Below are 15614 nucleotides of genomic sequence, written 5' to 3'. Positions count from 1 at the left end.
CTACTTTACATAACATTACATAGCTAGCGATGAACTAACATAATAGCCAGTTATACGGTAAAAGTGAGTAAATGATCAGGAATTTTTAACACTAGAATAAAAAATGCCAATGGGGTATTTAACCAACATTGGCATTTAATGCATTTTAAACTTATTACTTATGCTTGTTTGCAGCAGGCACAGAGGCTTGTTTTAATTCGATAGCTCTGAATTTTTCAACTTGAGGAAGGGTTAAATTAATTTTATTTATTTCTTCAATTTCAACAGTCACTTCATCAAAGCTAATCCCTTCTAAGTGGCCACCTAATTTGTAATCGTTTGATACAAAGTGAAAATGCATCCCCGGAATACTAATATTGCCTAAATAGTCTGGTGTATATAACCCCACTAAAGTACCTTTAATATTTTGCTTAGTGTACATAACTCGCGTTTTTAAATACTCCATAAGCGGAACACTGTCGTTTTTAACTCTTTGTGCAGATGCCATTTTTAAAGAGTTAAATGTACCTGTGATTTTATAAGCATAAAAACTATTTTTAGAGCTCATAGTTGCTTTAAGTTTCTCGTCTAATAGCGCCAACGAACTCACATTTTTTAAAGTAATATGTTTCTTTGGATTAAACTTAAACATTGTCATGTAAGGCGCTGCTAAATTAGATGGGGCCTTAATTAATGAGCCATCAATTTCTATTTTATAAACCACACCGTTGAACGCAACAAGCTCACCATCTAAATTATCGGCAGTCCCTAATCCAAATTGACCTTTTTCTAGCATTTCTGCAGGTGTAATATCGCCTGTATACACCTGATTAACTAACGCAAGCGGAAAACCATATTGTTCTATTACATTTTCAGTTGGAGCTGCCAAAGCCACTGAGTTAAGTGTAAATAAGGCTAAAAAGCTAACGCTGATAAAAAATGGTTTCATGGTATTTCCAAAATAAAAAAGGTAGCTAAGCATTTCGCTTAACTACCAAAAAAAGCAAATAGCGTTACTTCTGCTATTTGCTAAACGGGAAGTCGTTTTAATAAATTACAAAAAGTAATTTATAGCTCAGTTACAAAGCTCATATATTGCTCGAGGTCGCCTACTACCGCTTTATGCATTAATTTGCCAGTTTGAATTGCGTATGGTTGATTAAAGTGAATATCCCACACGTCTGATTCTTTGCGCCAATGCTCATACACTGCCAACGTGTCGTCTTGGCCTTCAATAGTGTATAAATCAAATATAAGGTTACCCTCTTCTTGACTACGCGTTTGTGTAATATGAGTTTCAAACTGAGTTAAAAGCTGCGCTCTATACTGCAGTTTAATTTTGAATATAAAGAAGATAATAAATATATCGTCTTGTGAGTTTGGCGTTTTAAGATTACGCTCATGCAAAGGTGCAGGCGCTGTATCTTTTAAGTTAATAACTTCTGGTGCAGACTCGCTAATGTTAGGCAATGCTTGCAATAGAGCTTGCGTATAAGGCTGTGCACCGTGGTAATTAACCGCGTTTTGGTTTTCAAAACGTTCGTAGGCAAAAAATACTCCTGGTGCATTTTTATCCTGATATAAGCGCATTTCTAGTAATCCAGTTTCGGCTTTCCCGCCTTGCTTGTCATCTTCAAGCAGCGTTTTGAATTGATTGATATATTCGTCTTTAATATTAAATTTAACTATTTGCGTGATCATAATTAACTCCAAAGAGATTAGCGCTGCATCAGTTAAGCCAATGCAGTAAGTAAAAATTAAACTTCAGTTAAAATTTCTGAATACTCTAAACGCGACTTTGGAAGAGTGGCATTAAAGTCATTTTTATCATCGCTATATCCCAAAGGCACAACAACTAAGCTTGAATAACCCTTTTCGCGTAAACCAAATTCTTCATCAAGTACGCTAACTTCAATTCCTTCCATTGGCGTTGCATCAATTCCTAAGGTAGATACACCCAATAAAAATGCGCCAAGGTTTAAATAAACTTGCTTATCCATCCAATGCTGTACGTCTTTAAAATCTTGTTTGTGCAAGTTAATAAACATATTACGGCCACCATGCATACGCTCTTTAAACACGACTGGGTCTGCTACAAAACGGCCATCTTTTTCTTCTTGCTTTAAAACACGTAATAAATAGTCTTGTTCAATATCTAATTTACTAGCAAACACGAGTACATGTGATGCATCTAAAATTGATTTTTTGTTAAATGGAAATAAGCGCTCTGTTGATTTAGCTATTTTAGCTTTAGCTTCGTCACTAGACGCTAATATAAAATGCCAAGGTTGTGAGTTAACACTTGAAGGGCTGAATCTAAGTAACTCTTTAATTTTTTCAATATTGTCAGCAGAGATCTTTTTAGTTGGATTGTACGCTTTAGCTGACTGTCTATTTTTTGCGTAATGAGTAATATCTTGAGTCATAAACTTTCCCTATCTTGGGTTGAAAACACATAAGCAAAGGTACTTGCTTTTCGGTGAGGTAATTGTGCAAAAAATACGACAATAGAAAAAGAGAGAAACAATCCAATTAATATGGAACATTTTATCCATAATGACGTTGAATAAATTACAGATACAAAAAAGCCCCGCTATAAGCGAGGCTTTTAAATAAATGGTGCCGACTAACCGAGTCAAACGGATAACTTGTACAGGCTATTGATTACAAGCCAGTTGTTTCGCTTTTAACTATGGGTATTTTTAATTCTAAAATCGAAAACAAAAAAGCCCCGCTATAAGCGAGGCTTTAAATAAATGGTGCCGACTAACCGAGTCGAACGGATAACTTATATAGACTACTGATTACAAGTCAGTTGCTTCAAGTTACCTAAAATAAATGGTGCCGACTAACCGAGTCGAACGGTTGACCTACTGATTACAAGTCAGTTGCTCTACCAGCTGAGCTAAGTCGGCACACAAAACTGTGTGCTAATGCACGTTCAATTTTAAAGATTGAGAACTTTTATAAAGCACTTAAAATAAAAAAACCTTGCATAAGCAAGGCTTTTCAATAAATGGTGCCTCGACGCGGAATCGAACCACGGACACGAGGATTTTCAATCCTCTGCTCTACCGACTGAGCTATCGAGGCACATAAACTGTGCTAATTAATTGTGATACTTTACAATTAACTTAAATAAATGGTGCCGACTAACCGAGTCGAACGGTTGACCTACTGATTACAAGTCAGTTGCTCTACCAGCTGAGCTAAGTCGGCACACAAAACTGTGTGCTAAGGCACGTTCAATTTTAAAGATTGAGAACTTAAAGTAAATGGTGCCTCGACGCGGAATCGAACCACGGACACGAGGATTTTCAATCCTCTGCTCTACCGACTGAGCTATCGAGGCACATAAACTGTGCTAGTTACCGATTAATAAAATTAACCTTTAACTTAATAAATGGTGCCGACTAACTGAGTCGACGGGTAATTTGAACAGACTACTGATTACAGCTTTCTTTTCAAACTACTTTAAATAAATGGTGCCGACTAACCGAGTCGAACGGTTGACCTACTGATTACAAGTCAGTTGCTCTACCAGCTGAGCTAAGTCGGCACACAAAACTATGTGCTAAGGCACGCGTAATAATGTTTAAATTGTTGATTAAACACCACTACTTTAATAAATGGTGCCTCGACCCGGAATCGAACCAGGGACACGAGGATTTTCAATCCTCTGCTCTACCAACTGAGCTATCGAGGCACTTAAACAGTGCTAATTAAAAATCTAAAGGATTTTTAATGCAATTCCCACTCATCTCTACCGACTGAGCTATCTGGGCGTGCGGCGTATTAAACGAGTTTTGCCCTTACAAGTCAACTTTTTTTTTATTCTTTATAACTGTTTGAACGGTTTTCAGACAACTCAGTACATTTTTTATTAATAACGTTCATTTTTACCACAAATCGGACTATAACTATAAATAAATATAACTAAATCAGACTAAAACCGTAGTGAATTATTTTTTGTAAATGTTACGATTAACTTAGATACGTACGATAGGGACTTATCGTAGTAAAAACACATCAATTGGAAACAATCAATGCAGAGTAAATTCTCATCGCCAGTAAAAGGCTTACTGCCACTTTTTTTAATCATTAATATTGCTGTAACAGCGCTCGCTATTGTTGCCCACTCATTTTATACACAAACTGAAGTTAAGACAGCCCAACCTGCATCATCTGTTAATATCGTAACGCTTGCCGATAGATTAGACTTACCTATGGTCGATGCATTAACTATGTATGGTCAAGGTAAAGTAAAACAGTTACTTGATTTAACGGCTTTATTAGATGATAACTTTGAATATACTTTATATCGTTTCAATCCAGCATCTGCCACTCAGTTGGTGTATAGCAGCAGTAAGCCTGCTATAGCCTCTATTGAAGCAGAAAAGCATTTAGTAGAGCAAGGCATTCTTCACCACTTACTATTGTTAAACGATCAACCCATTGGTGAGCTTATTATTAAGCAAAACCTACCACCCACTCCTTTGAGCGCTCAAGATTCTCAAGTCATTGCTTATATTATTGCGATAGCAAGTGTTGCTACATTATTCATACTTACTTTAATGTTTAATATGTACATTAATACGCGCTTGCGTAAAAGTACTGACACTCTTACTCAAGAGTTACAGACAATCACTGAAGATGCTAATTACAATAGTAATGTTGATGAACAACTTGATATTGGTTTAGGTGTAGTAGCAAAAAACATCAACTTATTGCTACAAAAAGTACAAACTGCAATGAGCGAGAATGACGCAGCCCAAAAAGAGCTTTATAAATTACAAAATGGTCTAGAGGCCGAAGTACAAAATCGTACTTTAGCGCTTGAGCAAGCAACACTAAAAGCAGAGCGAGCAAGCGAGACTAAAACAACGTTTTTAGCAACCATGAGTCATGAGATTAGAACGCCAATGAATGGTGTTATAGGTACTATTGATTTACTTCGCCAAACCGAACTTGATGGTGCTCAGCATCGCTTAAGTACGATTATTCGTGAATCAGCGTTCTCGTTATTGAGTATTTTGGATGATATTTTAGATTTCTCTAAAATTGAGGCTGGAAAGCTAAATATTGACCCTATCCCCTTTTCAGTAACCGATACCATAGAAGAAGTTGCTCGTGTGCTCTCATCTGTTGCTAAAAAACGTGAGCTTGATTTAGAGCTAGCAATAGCACCAGATATTCCTATAAATCTTACCGGTGATAGCGTACGTGTACGTCAGGTTCTTTATAACCTGTGTAGCAACGCAATTAAATTTACGAGCACTGATGAAAAAACCCAAGGTCATGTAAAAATATCAGTAGAGGTGGTGCATAACACAACTGATCACTTTACCTTACGCTTTTGCGTAACTGATAACGGTAAAGGCATGTCGCAGGCACAACTACGCGAAATATTTAATCCGTTTATTCAAGCCGAAAATTCGATTACCCGAGAATATGGAGGGACAGGTTTAGGTCTTTCTATTTGTAAAAGCTTAACTGAGCTTATGCTAGGGACTATTCATGTAACTAGCCATACAGGAATTGGCAGTGAGTTTACTGTTGAACTGCCGTTTAGCACATCGGGTAGAATTAAGTACGCACACAAAGGTGCATTAAATGGCAAGCAAATTGTTGTAGTTAGTAATCACCTAGAACGTGAAAAAACAATGTACCGTTATTTATCGTTTATGGGCGCTAAAATAGTTTATGCACACACAGAAGAAGAAATTGAAGAGCATCAACATTCGCAAGATATTATTTGGGTGGCTGATGGCATAGACAATATGGATAAAACAAACGCGCTGCTAAGACGCTTATTTTATTCATTAGAGGATTATAACCAACAAGTTGTTGTACTAAGTAAGCTTGATGAAGCGGCTATAAATCATAATAATATTTTTTATATTAATGCCTCTCCTCTATGTAAGTCTAACTTTATGCTGTCTATTTTAGTAGCTGCAGGTTTGCATACACCTAAACAAATTAAAAAAACCAAAACACTTAATAATTATTTAAATGTTGAGCAGGCTCGTCAATCAAACAAATTGGTTTTACTTGTTGAAGATAACCTTCTAAACCAACAAGTGCTAACCGATCAATTACACATACTAGGTTTTGGCGTTGAGATAGCAAACAACGGTGAAGAAGGCTTAGATATGTGGAGAAAAGGTGATTACTCACTTATTTTAACCGACTTACACATGCCTAAAATGTCGGGTTACGATATGGTCGAAAAAATCCGTAACGAAGCAGAGTTATTAGAATCAATTGATGCGCAGCCTTACATTATTGCTGTAACAGCAAACGCACTTAAAGGCGAAAAAGAGCGTTGTTTAGCCGTAGGTATAAACGACTTCATTACCAAACCTATAGAGCTAAACGCGTTAGAGGACACTTTAAAACGCTGGAGCGATAAGCAAAGCCAAAACCCAAATGTAGTTATCCATCAAACCATGGCGCTACCTATTGATATGGAAGCAGTTGCTAAATATGTAAATGGTGACGAAGCTAAACAGTTACGCTTTTTCAAAATGTATTTAGAACAAAGCCAAGGGCTAATTAAGGGGATTAATTCAGGCGTTATGGTTAACGATTTAGATGAGATTATTGAAGGGTGTCATCAATTAAAATCGATCTCCAAAACAATTGGTGCCCAAACGGTGGCAGAACTTTCAAGTGCATTTGAAGATAAATGTAAAAAAGGTGAACTCACTACCGATGAATTAATAGACTTAAGAGATAAGTTAGAAATTGAATACTCTAAGGCAGCTCAATTTTTAAAAGAACAAATTAAAATTTCTGAGCAAGAAGATGAGTTAAGTGATTAAATAATCGTACACAAAAAAAGGGCTATTTAGCCCTTTTTTTTATGTTTAAAATATTATTTTTCAGGCGGTCGATAACCTTCAATTTCCACATCTTTATTTTCAAACAAAAAGCCAACCATTTGCTCTTCTAAAAATGTGCGGTGCTCTGGGTCCATCATATTTAAATGCTTTTCGTTAATAAGCATTGTTTGCTTATGCTGCCACTGACCCCACGCTTCTTTAGAGATGTTATTAAAAATCTTTTCACCAATTTCACCAGGGTATAACTGAAAGCCAAGCCCTTCGGCTTCTTTTTGTAACTTTTGACAAAATACTGTACGTGCCATGATTGATTCTCTCTAACGCTAAATATGGGACTATTCTATACTATTGCTGTAATTTGTTTAACCAACTTTTTAGTTGGCGCTGCTAGGCCAACCTCTATTGATTGATCAAGCGGATACCACACTAATTGTTTGTCATTTACTACATCAGGAATTTTCTTAACATTGAGTACATGCGGATTAATCTTCAGCTCAAAATGTGAAAACACATGAATAAATGCTTCAAGCTCTACTAAGTCGGCTTCTAATCCTTGCTGAGCTAAAAACGTTTGAAGCTCCTCGTACTCATTAAATTCAAAAAAGCCAAATAGTCCTCCCCAAATACCGCTGTTAGGGCGTTTTTCCATAAGCACTTTATCGCCGCACTGAACAATTAACTGATGACAACTCTTCTTTGGCACTGCTTTTTTAGGTTTAGAATGTGGAAACTCTTTTACTTTACCTGCATTAAAGGCACCACAACCTGAATTTAATGGGCAAGCCTCGCAATCAAAGCGACTGCGTGAGCAAACACTCGCTCCTAAATCCATCATAGCTTGATTAAATTCGGTGACATTATTTTTAGGTGTTAATTGCTCTGATAAATGCCAAAGTTGGTTTTCGACTTTTTTAACACCGTACCAACCTTCTATCATAAAGTAGCGCGCTAAGACTCGCTTAACATTCCCATCTAGAATTGGATGATGCTGTCCAAGCGACAATGATAAAACAGCTCCGGCAGTAGAGCGCCCTATTCCCGGTAAATCCATTACTTCATCAAGCGTTTGCGGAAATTCGCCTTGGTACTTGTCACGTACTATTTTAGCTGTTTTATGTAAGTTACGCGCACGAGCGTAATACCCTAAGCCGGTCCAGTGATGCAGTACTAAATCTTCATCAGCATCAGCTAAAGCAATAATATCTGGAAAGCTTTGCATAAATTTTTCAAAATATGGGATAACAGTAATAACTTGAGTTTGCTGGAGCATCACCTCAGACACCCACACTTTATAAGGTGTTTTACCCAACTGCCATGGAAGTGTTTTACGCCCATGAAGGTGATACCAATCAACAACTTGGTTAGAAAACGAATTAGACTGTTCTTTATTTAAATCCAACATATTGTACTTTTACTGATGCTCAATGGCGGCTCAGTCTATTGTAGTTAATAAAAAGATCAAGCTATAGGGCGTGTAAAACCAGCTAATACTTGTGATTGCGGGCTCGGTCAGGGATAATATGCAACCATTTTTAAACACATTGTTTTTGTCAGGCCAATAATATGAGTGAATCAAGCAACACTAACCTTGAGCAAGCTAAGCAAGAAGGTAAATACATCCGCACCATTCGCAGTTTTGTAAAACGCGAAGGTCGATTAACCAAAGGCCAAGCCGCTGCAATCGAAAAATGCTGGCCAACAATGGGCCTAGAGCATAAAAACGGTATGCTTGATTTGAGCGAAGTTTTTGGCAATAACAACGATGTAGTAGTAGAAATTGGTTTTGGTATGGGTAAATCGCTTGTCGAAATGGCAACAAATGCCCCTCACCTAAACTTTATTGGTATTGAAGTACACCGCCCAGGCGTTGGTGCTTGTTTAATGGATGCCGATGAAGCAGGCATTACTAACTTACGTGTTTTTGAACACGATGCAGTTGAAGTACTTGCAGATTGTATACCTAATGAAAGCTTAACAACTCTACAATTGTTTTTCCCTGATCCTTGGCATAAAAAGCGCCATCACAAACGCCGTATTGTACAAACTGAGTTTGTTGAAAAACTAAGAGCCCAACTTAAAATGGGTGGCGTTTTTCATATGGCAACAGATTGGGAAAACTATGCAGAGCATATGCTTGAAGTAATGAATGTAGCTCCTGGTTTTAAAAACCAATCAGAAACTAACGATTATGTTCCACGTCCAGATTTGCGCCCGCTTACTAAGTTTGAGCAGCGCGGACATCGCCTAGGTCATGGCGTGTGGGATTTAATGTTTGAACGTACTAAGTAATTTGTAACTTTAAGCACTCACTTTTATTTTTGATAAAACTAAACATACTGTAAGGCAAAGCCATTTATGAGCGTACTAACCAACCCAAGCTTACTGTTACTTCGTAATAGCGAGGCATTAACGGGCAAATCTATCTTGGTGGTCAACTTTGTTCAAGATGGCTTTTTAACAGAGCTTAAAAAGCTTAACCCGCAAAGCAAGGTAACTGCATTTAGCTACAACCATGCTAACGGTGAGTTTGCTAAAAACAGCAAAGACGTTGAAATCCACGTAAATCACACAATACCTGGTAACGGCTATGATTTAGTTATTCTTTACTATCCTAAATCAAAACCAGAGTTATTAATGGCGCTTGATAATATTCGAGCTGCTATTACTGATGATGCCGAGCTATTAGTGGTAGGTGAAAATAAAAGTGGTGTTAAATCAATTGAAAAGCAATTAGCTGGCAAAGCAGAGTTTAGTAACAAAATAGATTCGGCTAAGCACTGCGTTCTTTACTCATTTGCTGAGATTACCCAGCACCCTAATTTTGATATTACGACCTACCATAAAAAGTTTGTTGTTAATGTTGCTGACACCGAGTTTACAGCTATTAGTGTCCCTGGGGTGTTTAATCACGGTAGTTTAGATATGGGAACGAAAGTTCTACTCGAAAACGCACCGACAATTAAGCAAGGTAGAGTTCTCGACTTTGGTTGTGGCGCAGGTTTAATAGCAACCTTTTTAGGGCTGCATAATCCAGCACTTGAGTTTGTGTGTAGTGATGTAAGTGCACTGGCAACTTACGCAACACAGCAAACCCTAAAGCTTAACAGCATCAAAGGCGAAGCGATATTAAGTGACGGCCTTAAAAGCATTACCGGTAAGTTTGATTTAATTATTAGCAATCCACCTTTTCATACGGGTATTGCAACCGACTACACAGTAGCAGAGACATTTTTAGCAAATGCAAAACAGCATTTAACTAAAGCAGGAAAGCTGAATATTGTAGCTAACAGCTTTCTAAAGTACCCGCCTATTTTAGAAACGCAATTTGAAAGCTACCAAACTGTATTTAAAAATAACAAATTTGCCGTATATAGCAGCTAATATTATTTTTTAAAACGCTTGAGTCCAACTGTACTCAAGCTAACCTTCGTATAAATATAAGAATTAATTTAGCTTTTTTCCTTCATTTTCTCCTGTCTTTGCTAAACTAAAATTCTAAATAATTAAAATTAACTCAGGCGATAATGAAATAATGCCTAAAAAAGTTCATCAAAGTAGCATTCGTAAAGCGCTCATTAACTTAATTATGCTTATTACAGCTATTTGCTTGTCGCTATCTATTTCGATCTCTACGTATTTAAGCGTAAAAGAGCAAAAGCAATTAATCATTAATAAACTCGTCATACTTTCTGAAATTGTAGCTTTTGATGCTGGTAAATCAGTAGCTGAAGATGATAGAAAAACAGAAGAAAAACGCCTCAAGTCATTTGAAAACATCCCTCTTGTCAAAAACATACATATTTATTCAATAGAAAAAGCATCAAAAAAACCTGTTTTTTTTATTAGTTTCAATGCAAAAAAAACGCCTCCAGTACCGCTAAGAATAGACAGTGTTGATGAACTAAAAACACCACGAATTACGAGCGATAATATTGAACTAACCCGCCCTATTTACGATAACGAACAGTTGGTCGGTTATGTATACATGCGAGGAAGTCTGGAAAGTTTAGAAACTTATATTGAAAGGAAAATATTAATAGATGTGCTATTAACACTATTAATTTTGGTAGTTGTTTACTTTATTGCTATAAAAGTTCAAAGACGTATAGCTAAGCCAATAGAACAGCTAAGCATGCTATTGCAGGATGTATCTAAAAATCATAACTATGATGCACGCGCGCCAGGAACCGATGTAAAAGAAATAACCGCTCTTTCAAATAGTTTAAATATCATGCTTGCACGTACCAAAAAGCAGCTTGAGCGCCACGAAAAAGATAAACAAGAAATAAAACAGCTCAACCAAAGTCTTGAAGAAAAAGTAAGTCAACGAACTATTGCTCTCAGAGAGGCAAATCAAGAGCTATTATCAACCCTTGAGCGAATGCACCAGTATCAAACACAAATTGTTGAAAACGAAAAAATGGCGTCTTTAGGGCAAATGGTGGCAGGTGTTGCACATGAAGTGAATACACCAATAGGGCTTGGTATTACAGGTTCTACATTACTACGAGATAAGCTAGCAGATATACAACAAAGCTTTAATGATAAAAAACTAACCTCTAACCACTTAAAACGATTTATAGATGAAGGTATTGAAAACTTAGACTTAATTTATCGTAACTTAAATCGTGCCGCTGACCTTATTTCTAATTTTAAAAAAGTGGCCGTTATTCAAGACGACGGTGTTAATACCTACATTAATGTGCATAAATTAATTAGCGATGTTTTAATATCAATACAATCTGAGTTACTGCCTAAAAAGCCTGTCGTTATCATTAACTGCCCGATCGATTTGGCCATTCATAGTAAGTCCGAACCTCTACAGCAGGTGTTTCAGCAGTTACTTATGAACTCGGTAATCCATGGATTTATAGGTAAAGAAAATAATGAAATTCGCTTTGATGTAGAACTGGTAGGGAAAAAATTAACAATCGTTTATTCTGACAATGGTCAAGGCGTTGATAAAAATATTAAAAATAGAATTTTTGACCCTTTTGTAACTTCAAAGCGAGGACAAGGCGCAAGCGGCCTAGGGATGCACTTAGTATACAACTTAGTAACACAGGCTCTCGGCGGAAGAGTTATGTTTGATCTTGAAGAAAAACACGGTGCTCGCTTTATAATTACTATTCCTTAAATAAAGATCACTAAAAAGTACATATATTTAAAATTTATCCTTGAATTCGCATTTAATGACCTCATTAATGAGGCATGTGATAAGCGTGTAATACTATTTAATTACATTAAATAAATATTACTAAGCGATTTATGAACTTTTTTATCTTTGCTGTATCACATACATTGATGAAAGGTTAGAAAGTGATATAGTTTTGCTTTGAATTAGTCTGATTATTTTAAGTACCTTGTTTGATTGAATGATGTATCAATTATTAAAGGAAAATGGCTTCGACTTTATGATTCAAATAGCTACATCCACGTATATATCAATTAAACAGTAGTTTTTGCACTGCCCTTTTTAGTAGACTTTGGACACCCTACTGTTTTATTTTTATCCAATTTGTTTTTTCCTTGTTAACAAATGGGTATAATCCTATAATCTCTAGTAATCGGTTATAAATTCGTCACCGGTTTTTTATAAATAAAATATTCCAAAAGGTTAATTAATAATGCAAACGCCAGTCATTCTAATCGTAGAAGATGAAGACGTAACTCGACTGAACCTAGTTAGTTTATTTGAAGCTGAAGGGTACAAAGTTATTGAAGCCATTGATGGCGATGATATGCATGACAAGCTTACAAATAACGATGACGTTAATCTTGTAGTTATGGATATCAACCTTCCTGGTAAAAACGGTCTTATTTTAGCCCGTGAATTACGCCAAAAGCGTAAAGTGGGCCTTATATTCCTAACAGGTCGTGACAATGATGTTGACCGTATTTTAGGTCTTGAAATTGGCGCAGATGACTACGTTACTAAGCCATTCAACCCACGTGAATTAACTATTAGAGCTCGCAACCTTATTACTCGTACTGCTTTAGGCGGTGAAGAGTCAGCACTAGAAACAAATGGTGTTATTACATTTAACGGCTGGGAACTTGATGAAAATAGCCGTTGTCTTACTTCTCCAAATGGCGACGCTAAGCGTTTACCAAAAGGTGAGTACAGAGCACTTCGTTTAATGCTTGATTCTCCAGGTCGTATCTTTAGCCGTGAGCAATTAATTAAACACATGACAGGACGTGAGCTTCGTGCAAATGACCGTACTGTTGATGTTACTATTCGTCGAATTCGTAAGCATTTTGAAAGTGATAACTCAACGTCAGAGTTAATCAGCACCATCCATGGTGAAGGTTACCGTTTCATTGGTAAAATTGACGCTTAATGAGAGCTAATTAGTTTCACTCTAATTGCTGTAAAAATAAATGAAGGGCTTTTTGTCCTTCATTTATTTTATCTGCTAGAACATCTAACCACTTCTTTAATACTTCATCAGATTCATCTATTGCACCATGCTCCATTACTTTGGCATGAAGCTGCACATCATTAAGACCTACTGAGCCAGCCGCACCTTTAAGTTTATGTGCCACTGATTCATATTCTTCTCTATCACCGGCAGTTAATGAAGTAAGTAATTCTTGCTGATATTGTGGACTTAGCTTTTCGAATAACTGACTACTGCGCCTAAATACGACCAAACCCATTGAATTTACAAAGTCTTCTATTGTTTCAATATCTAATAGGTGTGCATCAATACCTTCAAGTGCTTCTTCACTCACTTTAAGTTGTGGTTCTGAGCATTCACTTTGCTTAATGCCAAATAAGTCAGCCAGCATTTTATCAAGCTTAACTGTGTTAATTGGTTTAGCCAACGCACCTTGTATTGATATACCCTCAAGCTCTTTTTCAGCACTACGTACATTAGCTGTTAAAGCAACTATTGGTAATTTATCAAAATGGCTATCTGAACGTATTTGCTTAGCAACCACGTCACCGTTTATATCTGGTAACTGCATATCAAGTAGAACTAAGTCGAGATCATCTTCGGTTTCAACAAACGAAAGTGCATCCTCACCGGTTTCAGCCCATAAAACTTCATGGCCGCGTTGCTCTAATAAGTTTGTAGCAATTTCGGCGTTAAGAGGCACATCTTCCACTAGTAAAATATACAAGCCTCGGCCAACATAACTTTGCTCTGTAGGTGCAATACATAAACTAAGCGGTATTTGCACTGTAAAACAACTTCCTTCACCTTCAGTACTATTGACTGTGATTATCCCTTTCATTGCACTTACAAGTGCCTTGGTTACAGCTAAACCAATACCTGAGCCTATCGCGTTAGTCCCTTTTAAATCCGGTGCTTTGTAATACATATCAAATATATGGGCAAGCTGCTCGGGTGGAATACCTTGACCAGTATCCGATACCTTAATAACTAACCATGGGCCTTCTACACGATTTTCTCGGCTACATTCGAGTGTTACTTTTCCTTGTTGAGTAAACTTAACTGCGTTGTTAATTAAGTTCCAAACAACTTGGCGTAGTCGAGTTGGATCGAGCTGCGCATAAATATCCAGCATGCCATTGCGCTTAATATCAAATTCAAGTTCTTTCTGCTCTGCTATTAAACCCGCAAAGTTAACTACATCGTTTATAAAGTCTGACACATTTATAGAGTTGGTTGCTATATCGAGCTGATCTCTATCTATTTTATCTAAATCAATAATATCGTTAAAAATATTACCGAGTGTTTCAGCACTCGAAAAAATAGTATTGCCCCAACTACGCTGTTGCTTATTAAGCTCTGTATCTAATAGCATACGCGTTAAACCAACAATACCATTCAATGGTGTACGTAGTTCATGGCTCAGCGTAGCAATAAACTTACCTTTGTCTTTATAGGCAGTTTCAAGTGCTTGAGCTGCTTCTTTACGGCTAGTGATATCACGACCAAAACCCAATAAACCAATGTAGTCACCGTCATCATTTATAAAAGGTAATTTACGCAGCTCAAACCAACGTGTTTCACCGTCCACTTCATAGCCTACATCTATAGTTAGTGCTTTATGGCTCTGCTCTACCTCTTTGTCGGTTGCCAAAACTTCAGCTAAAAAATGACTCGGAAATATTTGCTCAACCGTTTTACCAATGAGTTCGCTGCTTGATTTACCCATTACTTCTTCAAACATTTTATTACAGCCTGCAAATACACCGTTGTTATCGCGGTAATAAAATAAATCGGGAGATGAATCAACTATTGAGCGTTGCAACATGCTTTGTTGAGCAAGTTCTTGTTGAGTTTTTTTACGCTCAGCAATTTCTCGGCGCAACTCTTCGATAGCGCGGTGCTTGGCATGAAACGCCATTTTACGCTCATCAATTTCAATATTTAAACGGCTAATGTTGTCTTTTAAGGTTTGGTTTAATAGCTTTTCTTGTTTGGTTGCACTATCTAAATAAGCATACGAGGCATCTAATTGACGAATTGAATTAAGTAATACACTTATAATTAAAGGAGAAACTACAGCAGTAAAAAACACCACAGCCAAAATATCAACAAGGTTCAATTCGCCTATCGCAACATAATAAAACATGCTCGATAAAATAAGAGATACAGTTAAAAATAAAGTGTAACAAATAGCTGCTGTTTTAAATTCACCAAATCGCGTTATTAAGCTGGAAAGTACCCGAGCCCAAGGGCTCAAAGAATAATCGGTCATACGTAATTTTATCTCTTAGCTGTGTACTTATATATAAAGAAGGCAATGCGTATGCGCAAACATACCATTTTTCCAGATTTTAGCATTTTTATCCTACCACTACCCATGTTG

11 protein-coding genes and 6 tRNA genes are annotated in these 15614 nt (G+C 36.9%); 5 read left to right on the top strand and 12 right to left on the bottom strand.

Annotated elements, in window-relative coordinates:
* Nucleotides 1-154 precede the first annotated feature (154 nt).
* The 9 genes from budA to WNY79_RS10160 form a co-directional block, all read right to left on the bottom strand.
* On the bottom strand, nt 155-928 hold the full coding sequence (gene budA / locus WNY79_RS10200; protein WP_342875791.1) for an acetolactate decarboxylase: 774 nt from the start codon (nt 926-928) through the stop codon (nt 155-157).
* A 119-nt stretch (nt 929-1047) separates the two neighbouring features.
* Nucleotides 1048-1680, bottom strand: a complete 633-nt coding sequence (locus WNY79_RS10195) for an antibiotic biosynthesis monooxygenase (RefSeq protein WP_342875790.1) — start codon at nt 1678-1680, stop codon at nt 1048-1050.
* Between the two features lie 56 nt (nt 1681-1736).
* Nucleotides 1737-2405: an oxygen-insensitive NAD(P)H-dependent nitroreductase NfsB gene (locus WNY79_RS10190; RefSeq protein ID WP_024600748.1), complete on the bottom strand. Its 669-nt coding sequence runs from the start codon at nt 2403-2405 to the stop codon at nt 1737-1739.
* A gap of 413 nt (nt 2406-2818) precedes the next feature.
* Nucleotides 2819-2894 (bottom strand) — tRNA-Thr (locus WNY79_RS10185).
* Between the two features lie 102 nt (nt 2895-2996).
* Nucleotides 2997-3072: transfer RNA gene (locus tag WNY79_RS10180), tRNA-Phe, on the bottom strand.
* 50 nt (nt 3073-3122) lie between these two features.
* Nucleotides 3123-3198, bottom strand: a tRNA-Thr gene (locus WNY79_RS10175).
* Nucleotides 3199-3255: 57 nt separating this feature from the next.
* Nucleotides 3256-3331, bottom strand: a tRNA-Phe gene (locus WNY79_RS10170).
* A 131-nt stretch (nt 3332-3462) separates the two neighbouring features.
* Nucleotides 3463-3538 (bottom strand) — tRNA-Thr (locus WNY79_RS10165).
* A gap of 71 nt (nt 3539-3609) precedes the next feature.
* Nucleotides 3610-3685: transfer RNA gene (locus tag WNY79_RS10160), tRNA-Phe, on the bottom strand.
* Nucleotides 3686-4025: 340 nt separating this feature from the next.
* Here WNY79_RS10160 and WNY79_RS10155 point away from each other — a divergent pair.
* A complete protein-coding gene (locus WNY79_RS10155) occupies nt 4026-6803 on the top strand; it encodes an ATP-binding protein (protein WP_342875789.1) in 2778 nt (925 codons plus the stop codon).
* A 53-nt stretch (nt 6804-6856) separates the two neighbouring features.
* Here WNY79_RS10155 and WNY79_RS10150 read toward each other — a convergent pair whose 3' ends face one another.
* Together WNY79_RS10150 and mutY are read right to left on the bottom strand one after the other, a co-directional pair.
* Nucleotides 6857-7129, bottom strand: coding sequence for an oxidative damage protection protein (locus WNY79_RS10150; protein WP_024600750.1), 273 nt, complete (start codon nt 7127-7129; stop codon nt 6857-6859).
* A 35-nt stretch (nt 7130-7164) separates the two neighbouring features.
* Nucleotides 7165-8226 (bottom strand): A/G-specific adenine glycosylase, encoded by a 1062-nt coding sequence (mutY, locus tag WNY79_RS10145; protein ID WP_121954077.1) that lies wholly within the window; start codon nt 8224-8226, stop codon nt 7165-7167.
* A 161-nt stretch (nt 8227-8387) separates the two neighbouring features.
* On the opposite strand from mutY, the gene trmB reads away from it, so the two are divergent.
* From trmB to arcA, 4 genes are all read left to right on the top strand, one after another.
* A complete protein-coding gene (trmB, locus tag WNY79_RS10140) occupies nt 8388-9113 on the top strand; it encodes a tRNA (guanosine(46)-N7)-methyltransferase TrmB (RefSeq protein WP_342875788.1) in 726 nt (241 codons plus the stop codon).
* Nucleotides 9114-9179: 66 nt separating this feature from the next.
* Nucleotides 9180-10205, top strand: coding sequence for a methyltransferase (locus WNY79_RS10135; protein WP_170072955.1), 1026 nt, complete (start codon nt 9180-9182; stop codon nt 10203-10205).
* A 151-nt stretch (nt 10206-10356) separates the two neighbouring features.
* A complete protein-coding gene (locus WNY79_RS10130) occupies nt 10357-11961 on the top strand; it encodes an ATP-binding protein (RefSeq protein WP_024600754.1) in 1605 nt (534 codons plus the stop codon).
* Nucleotides 11962-12451: 490 nt separating this feature from the next.
* Entirely contained in the window at nt 12452-13168 is a 717-nt protein-coding gene (arcA, locus tag WNY79_RS10125; protein ID WP_002962549.1) for a two-component system response regulator ArcA, read from the top strand.
* Between the two features lie 16 nt (nt 13169-13184).
* On the opposite strand, the gene arcB is transcribed toward arcA, so the two are convergent.
* Nucleotides 13185-15503 (bottom strand): aerobic respiration two-component sensor histidine kinase ArcB, encoded by a 2319-nt coding sequence (gene arcB, locus WNY79_RS10120; protein ID WP_024600755.1) that lies wholly within the window; start codon nt 15501-15503, stop codon nt 13185-13187.
* Nucleotides 15504-15614 lie beyond the last annotated feature (111 nt).

The sequence above is a fragment of the Pseudoalteromonas sp. AS84 genome (genome assembly GCF_038900255.1).
Lineage (GTDB): Bacteria > Pseudomonadota > Gammaproteobacteria > Enterobacterales > Alteromonadaceae > Pseudoalteromonas.
The sequence above is the reverse complement of the archived record's forward strand: the minus strand, read 5'-3'. Positions and strand labels throughout refer to the sequence as shown.

Coding starts and splice junctions, on each gene's coding strand:
- budA (WP_342875791.1), bottom strand. CDS start 928: ATGAAACCATTTTTTATCAGCGTTAGCTTTTTAGCCTTATTTACACTT.
- WNY79_RS10195 (WP_342875790.1), bottom strand. CDS start 1,680: ATGATCACGCAAATAGTTAAATTTAATATTAAAGACGAATATATCAAT.
- WNY79_RS10190 (WP_024600748.1), bottom strand. CDS start 2,405: ATGACTCAAGATATTACTCATTACGCAAAAAATAGACAGTCAGCTAAA.
- WNY79_RS10155 (WP_342875789.1), top strand. CDS start 4,026: ATGCAGAGTAAATTCTCATCGCCAGTAAAAGGCTTACTGCCACTTTTT.
- WNY79_RS10150 (WP_024600750.1), bottom strand. CDS start 7,129: ATGGCACGTACAGTATTTTGTCAAAAGTTACAAAAAGAAGCCGAAGGG.
- mutY (WP_121954077.1), bottom strand. CDS start 8,226: ATGTTGGATTTAAATAAAGAACAGTCTAATTCGTTTTCTAACCAAGTT.
- trmB (WP_342875788.1), top strand. CDS start 8,388: ATGAGTGAATCAAGCAACACTAACCTTGAGCAAGCTAAGCAAGAAGGT.
- WNY79_RS10135 (WP_170072955.1), top strand. CDS start 9,180: ATGAGCGTACTAACCAACCCAAGCTTACTGTTACTTCGTAATAGCGAG.
- WNY79_RS10130 (WP_024600754.1), top strand. CDS start 10,357: ATGCCTAAAAAAGTTCATCAAAGTAGCATTCGTAAAGCGCTCATTAAC.
- arcA (WP_002962549.1), top strand. CDS start 12,452: ATGCAAACGCCAGTCATTCTAATCGTAGAAGATGAAGACGTAACTCGA.
- arcB (WP_024600755.1), bottom strand. CDS start 15,503: ATGACCGATTATTCTTTGAGCCCTTGGGCTCGGGTACTTTCCAGCTTA.